Source organism: Vibrio sp. FF266 (assembly GCF_041439695.1).
Taxonomy (GTDB): Bacteria; Pseudomonadota; Gammaproteobacteria; order Enterobacterales; family Vibrionaceae; genus Vibrio; species Vibrio tasmaniensis_A.
Genome location: NZ_JBGOOO010000067.1, coordinates 1 through 10,255, shown reverse-complemented (window position 1 = coordinate 10,255; position 10,255 = coordinate 1). Strand labels below are relative to the sequence as shown.

Sequence of the window (10,255 nt, the reverse complement as noted above, 5' to 3'; positions counted from 1 at the left end):
AAAGCGTTGAACAAGCTTACTGGGTTAGGTATGCCTGAAACTTGTCGTATTGACTCAGAAATACGCGAAACGGGTTGGCTCTATCTCTAAATTTAATTACGCAACAAAGCCGGTCGATAATTAAAAATGGACTGCTTGACAATCCTGAAAGCTTATCTGTTTGGGAACAGCTTCACTCGAAATCAGCCTAATTTCATATAAAAATCAGTACGCTTGTGCTTCTTCATAACTTTGCGACAAACCGTCATGAACGACAGATAACACTCTCAAATAGAAAGTATTTAAAAATGGAGAAGAATGCTCAGTCATTGTTCATTCCTTAAGCAAAGTTTTAAAAGTAAATTTTCGGATTAATTCTTCTGCGGTGAGTGGTCTTGAGTAGTAGTAGCCCTGTACCATGTCGCACCCGACCTCTTCAAGATAACGCCTTTGCTCCTCAGTTTCGACGCCCTCAGCCACAACGGATAACCCCAGATTCTGAGCTAAGTCCACCACAGATTTCACTATCATTTTGTCGTGTATGCTGGTCGCCAAACTCTCAATGAACGATTTATCAATTTTCAAAACCTTTGCGTTAATTCTTTTGAGGTACGATAAAGACGAAAAGCCAGTACCAAAATCGTCGATAGCGATACTGAATCCTACATGTTCTAACTTTTGCAACACGCGCATTGTTTTTTCTGGGTTACTCATCAATACCGACTCTGTCACTTCTAATTCAAATATGGAAGGAGAGAGTCCCTCTTCTGAAATCATACTTATAATGCTCTCAAAGAACTCAGGTTGCTCTAATTGTTGAACGGAGATATTCACAGCCATTCTACCTGGCAACACTCTGCCCTCTGATTGCCACTGACGAAATTGCTTACTGGCGGCTTTGATGACCCACTTACCGAGAGGACACATTATCCTATACTTCTCGGCAAGAGGAATAAACTCCCCAGGGTTAATGATACCAAGCTCAGGCTCGTCCCAGCGAAGCAGAACTTCAACCCCTGCAACTTCCGTACTGGCTGTATAAAATTTTGGCTGATAGACTAGATGAAACTGATCTTTATCGTGTATAGCCTGATTTAACCTGCGCGATAACTCCAATTCACGATGATAGTGTGTGCCAATCTGTTCCGTGTAGAAGACAAAGTCCCGATCAGTCGACTTAGCTTCGTACATAGCTAAGTCTGCATGTGAGAGCACATCATGCAATGTTTCACCGTCCAAAGGCCATGTGGCTGCTCCGATACTAACACCCAGAAAAGCTTTTTGTCCTATATTTATCGGGATAGGTCGACTCAGTGCCGCTACCAATTGGGCAGCTAAATGCGCAGTGCTTTCTTGTGTCGCTTTTCGATGAATCACAACAAACTCATCCCCTCCAACTCTAGCTGCTAAATCACCAGACGGAAGTGCGTTTTCAATCCGTCTAGCTACCTCTTTTAGCGCCATATCACCAGCAAGGTGGCCTCTGCTATCATTAAGCTCTTTAAATCGGTTTAAGTCGGCAAACAATATCGTAAAGCAGTTATCTTTAGCTAGTTGTAAGTCCATTATCCTCTTGGCTTCTTCGATAAAGTAGGCCCGATTAGGCAGTTCCGTTAGACTATCAAAATGAGTCAATTTCCGTACGCTGTCTTCCATAGCCCTTTGAACTGTAATGTCTTTTTTTTCTGCAAGATAACAAATAACTTCTCCTATATCGCACATTATCGGAGAAATAACAGCTTCTTCAATATACTCGGGGCCATCTTTATATTTATTGAAAAATACACCCTTCCAAGAACTTCCCGACTGTAATGTGCGATACATATCGCGGTAGCTGTCGACTGGGGTATTGTTTGATTTCAATATTCTTGGGTTCTTGCCAAGAACTTCACATAGGGCATAGCCACTCAGTTCTTCAAATTTTTTATTGGCGTAGATAATGTCCCTGTCAACGTTTGTAATAACAACGGCGTTTGCACTTTGGTTTACGATAGAGAAAAAAAATGACAGTTTTTCTTGTTGAGTCATCACCGAGACACAGTTATTTGGAGTTAGTAGTGACTTGGTACAGTCTTTCTTGAATACATCTAAAAGACTGTAATCTACTGATAGTTTTATGTTTTTATTGATTTTAATCTTTACATCTCCAATATAGTAGAGTGAATAACACACTTTTTTGCTCTTTGAGGTCAGTCAAAAACACTTAATCAACCTAGACCTTTGACTCAGCAACAACAGACTTAAGTCTTTAGCACAGCTTGGTTATTAGTCTAAGTATTTAAGTAAACTTAGTTAATCGATCGTAGGTTGATGACTTTGTCTTTTGGTTTTGAAAAAAACCTTCTGTTAGTAATATTAACGAGCAAATAGATTGGTCTATATCCGGGGGAGAGGTGTCGATATAGACCAAGGTGCGTCGGATTATTCCAGCTTAAAGTATGTCAATAGTTGTTTAAGCTCTTCGGCAGCACTTGCCATCTCTTGAGTTTGAGATGCCATATGTACACTAGCTTGATTAATTTCTCTTGCTGATAAATTAATCACACTAACATTTTCACTCATTTCATTTGAAACGATGCCTTGCTGTTCAGCGGAAGCGGCAATTTGAGCGACCATATCATTAGCTTCGTTGAGGCTTCCTACCATAGATACTAGTGTGTCTTTTGTATGTTGAGCTGTTTCTACACAGGTGCTAATACTTGCATTATTACTTTCCATGACAGTAAGCACTTCAGAAGTACTAGCGAGTAACTCGTTAATCGTTGATTGAACTTGACTGGTAGAATCTTGAGTTCGGCTTGCAAGATTGCGAACCTCATCGGCAACCACAGCAAAACCACGACCTTGTTCTCCTGCTCGCGCCGCTTCAATCGCGGCATTCAGTGCAAGTAAATTTGTTTGTTCAGACACTTCTTGGATAACTTGCACAACTTGGCCTATATTATCTACACCGCGTTTCAAGGTCGCCATTAACTGTGTTGTTTCATCGATAGAGAGGGAGATTGCCGAAACATCTTCAAGTGTTGTGACCATACTTTGGCTGCTGGCTTGTGCTTGATGCGAGGATTCACTGGTTTTTTCTGAGCTATATTCGGCGTTGATAGCTACATTCTTAATAGTTGCTGACATTTCACTCATTGCCGTTGACATCTGCTCAAGTTGTGAGTTCTGAGATGCTAAACTTTGAGCAGTTTCTTCACTTGAAGAGGCTATGCTTTCCGATAAAAGACTTGCCTTATCGGCTGTACTTTGCGCAGCAATTAAGGTACCTCTAATGGTAGTCTGCATTTGACAAAGGCCTCGGTTTAGCTCTCCAATCTCATCTTCTCGGTTCTGTTGGAAGTTTGTTGTTAAATTGCCACTCGCGATGATCTTGAGGTTTTCAACTAATTGTTCGATTGGTTTTACAATACTATCGCTGATAAAGAAGCTAATAGAAAACAAGATCCCCATAATAATTACTAATAAAACGCTTTGCTGCATGATATTTTTGTGAAAATCTTCTTGGATGTCAGAAATGAATAATCCCGATCCTACAATCCAATCCCATTCTGGAATGTAATACACATATGAAATCTTATCTTTATCTTTTCCTTGCTGATCTCGCCATGTGTAACTCAAAAAACCTGAAGAATTGTTTTTGGCAATACGAGACATTTCGCGCCAATGATAATTACCTTTACTATCTCGAACGTTAGTCATATCTTGGCCAATAGAAGTCAGCCTTTTCGGGTGGATAATTAGTTTGTTTTTTGTATTGGTTACCCAAAAATAGTGGTCATCATCATATCTGAGGTCTGATAATATTTTTTTTGCTGCTGTTTGAGCGTCTTCTATATTTAGAGACTCATTGGTTCTGAAGTGTTGGACTAAGGATACCGCAGTCTCTACTTGCGCTTGCAGTTTATCATGCCTTTCTTCAAGTCTCTGCTCTTGTTGAATGTAGAGTTCGAATCCTCCCAACAATAACATAAGCATAGCCGCTAGACCGATTGTCATTTGAATTTTGTTTTTTATAGATACATTATTTAACATGTTTAATTATCAAGTATTATTAATATTATTAATATTATTAATATTATTAATATTATTAATAATACTTAATGCCCACTTATAAATAAAGGTTAATTTTGTTAAGTGCGCCTAAGTATTGTCATCTGAGGTGGCTTTGTTGCGTAATTAAATTTGGAGATAGAGGCACCCCGTTTCGCATGCTTTTTAGTCAATACGACGGCGTTGTTGATCAAATCGGTTTAAAGACCAACGACGCCATATGTGACTCGCCGTTAGTTTCGAACAGGCATACCTAGTCCTATGACTTTGTTTATAGCTTTGACATTCGCCATGATTTCTCCCACTTGAGCGTTGTAACATCTCAAGCTCAATTTACCGCTGGTTAGTCCTTTATATCGAGACATTGCGGTCTCAGATATTGAGCGATAGTGATAACCCGACTCAGATTTCCACTCCGCTATTGTTCCGTTTTTCAAAGCCTTTACTGCTTCATTTCTGGGATGCCCTTCTTCCCAAAGCGCCGCATTCTTTCGAGGCGGTATCAACGGAGTACTGCCCTTATTTTGCAGGGTCTCATAGCAACTTTTTGTGTCATACGCTCCATCAGCAGATACGGTATCTACCTTTCTACGTAAAGGGTTGAGTAATGTTGGCAGCACTTCGCTATCGCCAACACTTACAAGACTGACTTCTGCACTAATGGCCTCATGAGTTTCTACATCAACGGCTAAGTGCAGTTTGCGCCAAGTTCTGCGTTTTTCGGCGCCGTGCTTTTTCACCTTCCACTCACCTTCGCCAAAGACTTTGAGACCAGTCGAGTCAATAGCGATATGGCGAATAGCTCCTCTGGATTTGTTACGATATTTGACCTGAACTGTCTTCGAGCGTTTGCTGATACACGTGTAGTCAGGGGGCGTCAGTGGAACCTCCAGTAGCTCAAAGATAGAGTCGATAAAACCTTGAAGAGCCCGCAATGGTAGAGAGAATATCCCCTTAATCATCAATGCAGTTTCAATCGCTGTATCAGAGTACTGGAAGCCTCTACCACGCTTACCATGATGGGCTTTGCATCGCCATGCATCTACGGCTGAATCATCTATCCAGAACGTAACCGAGCCCCCGTTTGCACAGAGCCTTATTGTACTCCGCCCAGTTAGTTATCTTCTTTTTTGCCTTACCCATGTCACCACCGCTCTAACCATCATAAAGGATCAGATCGCAAGACTCGAAAAAGGTTCAACTGATTTAGGCAACAACGCCTTCCAAGAGTGGAAAATTAAAAGCTTTAGTTCTTAAGAGCACACCGTTAAGTATCAACTAACTGATTCATACCTTTATATCACCTAGTCCGTAGTTAACGTAATGACAAAGTCGCTTAACGTAACGTCCAGTATTGATGGTGCAGATCAGTGGTGGAATGGCCTCATTTCAGTACAAGCCAAATGGCATCTTGACTTCCAAGCCAACAGCATTAAACACCGCCGAGTTCTATCCATACCTCGTCTAGGGAGAGAGGTACGAAATCATCGGCGATATCAAATTAACGAATCCCAATATCAATGGGTAATGTTCGAATATCAAAGGCTCACACACAATGCAGGACTAGGGAAAATATGAGGGGATCCGTCAGCGTCGCCGGTTCTCTCGCAACTTTGCGGGATTTATTATTTTTAGATATGATAAGATCTTTATACATAATAAAGAGTAATCACAATGAAAAACAAAGGCTTCATTTTAGGTGTTTTCGCTTCAGTAGTACTTGTAGGTTGTGGCGGTGGTTCGTCAGCGGCACCGAGTGCAACAGTAAAAACGTTTAGTGGTAATGGCCTATACGTTAACCCGACTGACTTGACCGTCATGCTTGTTGACTCAAAGCGATCTAAGAACAACCTAATTGTGGGTGACTTCGCGAACAACAGCGTTTACTTTGTTGATAGTGCGACCACGACAGAAACATCGATGACAACTAGAGGTCTATCTTTTACTAGCAACAATGTTTTTGTGAAAGAAAGAATTCAGTTAATGCATGCTAAATTTACAAACAATATTGCAACTCTAACAGCCGTTGTTAGCGGGTCAAACCTTGTTTACTCAATGAATAAAACAACTGACTCATTAGCTCTTGCCCAAATCACCGGTACTCATACCAATGCAACAGATGGTAGTACGTGGACGATTAACGCAGATGGTTCATATGTCGTTAATGGCGTTTGTACAATTACAGGTAAATTGGTTCGTAATGGATCTTACTTTAATGCAGATAACGCAAGTGCCGTTTCTTGCTCGCAATCAGCGCTAAATGGCAGTTACAACGGGGTTTTCTTGACGGTTAAGCACAACGGTAAAGATTACATTGCAGGGGTGTTAGGTAATGACACGGGTATTTTGTATGGAAATGCTCCAACGAACTAAATTGGTCATTAACTAGGGCGTGTTGATCTTTGTTGTGTATCTCATGTTCAGCAATACATCGGTAGCCCGCGGTAACATGAATGCCAGCGATAGCATGCTGGCATAATTCCTTTCTAGCTTGTCATATCTACTTGAAATAGCTCGTTTGATGGTCGAGCCATCACAATCTTTGAACAAGTTTTTGAATATGGCCAATACAACTCACCGAAAAGTCACCAAGCATTCCTTGATAAATTGCAGAGTATTTTGCCGAATAAAATCAGTCCGATCATCGTTTCTGATGCGGGTTTTAGAAATACTTGGTTCCGCCAAGTTCAGAAGAAAGGTTGGTTTTGGTTAGGTCGTGTCCGAGGTGAAGTATCAATCAAACAACCTCAAAAACCTTGGGTCTCAAATAAAACCTTTTATCCAAACGCTGTCCATAAACCCAAATATCTTGGCCACTGCTTATTAGCAAAGAGATCACCGATATCTTGTGAAGCCTATGTTTATAAGGGATTAGAAAAAGGCAGAAAAGCCCAGCGCCATAGCAGAACCAGCCAAAAACACTCCGCTACACATCTCTATCAACGCAGTGCAAAGGAGCCGTGGCTACTCGCGACTAATATCCCTAGACATATCTTAAATGAAGTACAAATTACCAGTCTGTACGCCAAGCGTATGCAGATAGAAGAGGCCTTCCGCGATCTAAAGAGTACCGCCTATGGAATCGCACTTCGTCACAACAGAACTCGTTGTACTAAGCGATTAGATATCCTGCTTCTTATTGCGTTGCTCGCTGAAATCTTGATGTGGTGGAATGGCCTCATTGCAGTACAAGCCAAATGGCATTTTGACTTCTAAGCCAACGGCATTAAACACCGCCGAGTTCTATCCATACCTCGTCTAGGGAGAGAGGTACGAAATCATCGGCGATATCAAATTAATGAATCCCAATATCAATGGGGAATGTTCGAATATCAAAGGCTCACACACAACGCAGGACTAGGGAAAATATGAGGGGATCCGTCAGCACCCAAGGTTGGGAATACTAGGGCGTGTTGATCTTTGCTGTACATTTCGCGTTCAACAATACATCGGTAGCCACATTAACATGAATGCCAGCGATAACATGTTGGCATAATTCCTTTCTAGCTTGTCATATCTACTTGAAATAGCTCGATAATGCTTAATTCTCCCAAAGGCATTTTCGACCAAGTGACGATACTTGTATAGACACCAATCCATACTGTCTTTGTCTATATCTTGTCCGTAATTGCGTTTAGCAATTACCGTTTCTCCGCCACGTTCCTTAACAAAAGTACGGAAAGGTTCGCTGTCATATCCTTTATCACAAACAATGGTATTAACTTCACCGAGTTGCTCAACTAAGCTTTCGGCATGCACTATATCGTGGCGTTGTCCCTCTGATAAATCAAAGCAAATCGGCAGGCCACCACTATCTACGGCTAAGTGAATTTTGGTTGAGTTGCCCCCGCGACTTTTTCCTATTTGCTCTGAACTTTCAGTAGCTGCACCTGTACTATGCTGATGTGCTCTAACTATAGAGCCATCAAGAAATACCCATTCAAAATCAGCCATGTTAGATAAGCTTTTGAAAAGATTATCTAAAATCCCTTTCTTCGACCAAAGATTAAATCGTCTGTAAACGGTACTCCACTCTCCGAACTCAGAGGGTAGATCTCGCCAAGGAATACCTGTTCTCATTCGATAAAGTATTCCTTCAAATGTCATTCGATGTTCAGTTTTATCGTAAATACGACCTGTACTTTTCATAACTTGGAGTAGCAGTTCCCAGCGAATATCAGTTAGCATTGTTCTTGGCATGGTATTGGTTATGGTTTTACTTTTGGCGAAGCAAATTATAACTCTTTACCATGCTGTTCAAAAAACACTCACGAAAGATCAACACGCCCTAGTTTCTCTAATCTAGTGGGTCGCAGTTTAGAACCATCGGAATTACATGCTTCTTCGTCGATCAAAGTTGGGTAATAATCTTTTTCACCTTCCATCGGCTTTGTTGCGCCCGATTTCAGATAATAAGTGCGACATTCATGGAAAGGTGTAGAAGAGGAAGCCAACTGCTGAAAGTGGTACGCTCTTCTCGCCAAAGAAACAAGCAGTACTACCATGAACTATCAGCAGTTGACCGAAGGCAGAAGATACCAGATTCCTGCCCTTTTGGAACGGGGGATTTCAGTTTCTGAAATTGCTAAAACCGTTCAGTGCCATCGCGGCGTTGTTGATCAAATCAGCTTGGAGGTCAACGACGCCATATTTGACTCACCGTTAGCTTCGAACAGGCATGCCTAGTCCTATGACTTTGTTTATAGCTTTGACATTCGCCATGATTTCACCCACTTGAGCGTTGTAACATCTCAAGCTCAATGTACCGCTGGTTAGTCCTTTATATCGAGACATTGCGGTCTCAGATATTGAGCGATAGTGATAACCAGATTCGGATTTCCACTCCGCTATTGTTCCGTTTTTCAGAGCCTCTACAGCTTCATTTCTGGGATACCCATCTTCCCAAAACGCTACATTCTTTCGAGGTGGTATCAACGGAGTACAACCTTTATTCTTCAGAGTATTGTGGCAACTTTTTGTGTCATATGCTCCATCGGCAGAGACAGCATCGATCTTTCTACGTAAAGGGTTGAGTAACGTTGGCAGCACTTCGCTATCACCAACATTTACCAGACAGACCTCGGCACTAATGGCTTCATGGGTATCTACATCAACGGCTAAGTGCAGCTTGCGCCATGTTCTACGTTTTTCGGCACCGTGCTTCTTGACCTTCCACTCACCCTCGCCAAAGACTTTGAGACCAGTCGAGTCAATGGCTATATGACGAATAGCCCCTTTAGATTTATTACGGTATTTCACCTGGACTGTCTTCGACCGTTTACTGATACAGATGTAGTCTGGGGACGTCAGTGGAACATCCAATAACTCAAAGATAGAGTCGATAAAACCTTGAAGAGCACGCAATGGTAATGAGAATACTCCTTTATTCATCAAGGCAGTTTCAATCGCTGCATCAAAGTACTGAAAGCCTCTACCACGCTTACCATGATGGGTTTGCATCGCCATGCATCTACGGCTGTATCATCTATCCAGAACGTAACCGAGCCCCGTTTGCACAAAAACTTATTGTACTCCGCCCAGTTAGTTATCTTCTTTTTCGCCTTACCCATGTTGTCACCGCTCTAACCATCATAAAGTATCAGATCGCAGGACTCGAAAAAGGTTCAACTGATTTAGGCAACAACGCCCATAAACAGTTCAAACTCGCGCCGGTACAAACGCCTTTTCCGCCATTGAACTTAATAGTGTCAGCATCTTCGGTGATGTTCTGGCTTTGATGGTTCTATTGCCTTTAACTATTTCCGTGTGTCACCACCAATTTCAGGGATTCGATTTTCTAGCACTTTGATTGCTGAGTGAGGCATTCACGTTTGTCTGCTTGGTCTGTCTTACGTTCAAAGTTACTTCCTTGGTCGACTAATTGACACACACCTTGGCTCATTTGTGGCATTACTTAAAGTGGTCAACCAAGGCCCACAAAACCGTTCCCGCCTTGCGCATCAGAGCATGTACGTCAGAAAACCCTTTTAGCCCCATTCTTTCACGATAGGTTGAAAACCAAGTCCATTGTGCGTTGCTGATGTTTTTAAACATTGTCCTCCCCATTCATGTTGATTCATACTGACTACGTTGATATCGCAGTCTTTGAGATCAAAGTCGAGAAACACATTCGTCGGCTTATTATTCCATCTGCATACCAACACCCGCATCACCGTAAGAGTGGCTGCCTTCACTATTGCAAAAAGCGCCGCAGATGGGCGCA

At 41.9% G+C, this 10,255-nt stretch carries 6 protein-coding genes and 6 pseudogenes; 4 read left to right on the top strand and 8 right to left on the bottom strand.

Annotated features, from left to right (window positions below; genetic code table 11):
* Positions 1-312: 312 nt before the first annotated feature.
* The 3 genes and pseudogenes from ACED59_RS23460 to ACED59_RS23450 all read right to left on the bottom strand — a co-directional run bounded on the left by ACED59_RS23460 (position 313) and on the right by ACED59_RS23450 (position 5,175).
* A complete protein-coding gene (locus tag ACED59_RS23460; RefSeq protein WP_017096404.1) occupies positions 313-2,151 on the bottom strand; it encodes an EAL domain-containing protein in 1,839 nt (612 codons plus the stop codon).
* Between the two features lie 249 nt (positions 2,152-2,400).
* Positions 2,401-4,014, bottom strand: a complete 1,614-nt coding sequence (locus tag ACED59_RS23455) for a methyl-accepting chemotaxis protein (protein WP_017096405.1) — start codon at positions 4,012-4,014, stop codon at positions 2,401-2,403.
* A gap of 251 nt (positions 4,015-4,265) precedes the next feature.
* A pseudogene (locus ACED59_RS23450) lies at positions 4,266-5,175 on the bottom strand (IS5 family transposase).
* A 228-nt stretch (positions 5,176-5,403) separates the two neighbouring features.
* Here ACED59_RS23450 and ACED59_RS23445 point away from each other — a divergent pair.
* Positions 5,404-5,610: pseudogene (locus ACED59_RS23445) on the top strand (transposase); the annotation flags it as partial.
* Positions 5,611-5,706: 96 nt separating this feature from the next.
* Entirely contained in the window at positions 5,707-6,405 is a 699-nt protein-coding gene (locus ACED59_RS23440) for a hypothetical protein (RefSeq protein ID WP_017082806.1), read from the top strand.
* Positions 6,406-6,452: 47 nt separating this feature from the next.
* Here the strand turns inward: ACED59_RS23440 and ACED59_RS23435 are convergent.
* Positions 6,453-6,549 (bottom strand): annotated as a pseudogene (locus ACED59_RS23435) (IS5/IS1182 family transposase); the annotation flags it as partial.
* Positions 6,550-6,561: 12 nt separating this feature from the next.
* Between ACED59_RS23435 and ACED59_RS23430 the strand changes: the two are divergent.
* A pseudogene (locus ACED59_RS23430) lies at positions 6,562-7,248 on the top strand (IS4 family transposase); the annotation flags it as partial.
* A gap of 222 nt (positions 7,249-7,470) precedes the next feature.
* Here ACED59_RS23430 and ACED59_RS23425 read toward each other — a convergent pair.
* A complete protein-coding gene (locus ACED59_RS23425; protein WP_029223739.1) occupies positions 7,471-8,232 on the bottom strand; it encodes an IS5 family transposase in 762 nt (253 codons plus the stop codon).
* A gap of 68 nt (positions 8,233-8,300) precedes the next feature.
* Positions 8,301-8,537 (bottom strand): hypothetical protein, encoded by a 237-nt coding sequence (locus ACED59_RS23420; RefSeq protein WP_017096422.1) that lies wholly within the window; start codon positions 8,535-8,537, stop codon positions 8,301-8,303.
* Here ACED59_RS23420 and ACED59_RS23415 point away from each other — a divergent pair.
* Positions 8,536-8,649 (top strand): annotated as a pseudogene (locus tag ACED59_RS23415) (helix-turn-helix domain-containing protein); the annotation flags it as partial. The gene ACED59_RS23420 and the pseudogene ACED59_RS23415 overlap by 2 nt on opposite strands.
* 45 nt (positions 8,650-8,694) lie before the next feature.
* Here ACED59_RS23415 and ACED59_RS23410 read toward each other — a convergent pair.
* A pseudogene (locus tag ACED59_RS23410) lies at positions 8,695-9,602 on the bottom strand (IS5 family transposase).
* Between the two features lie 417 nt (positions 9,603-10,019).
* The coding region (locus ACED59_RS23405) for a hypothetical protein (protein ID WP_371705153.1) at positions 10,020-10,255 on the bottom strand (236 nt) is incomplete at its 5' end.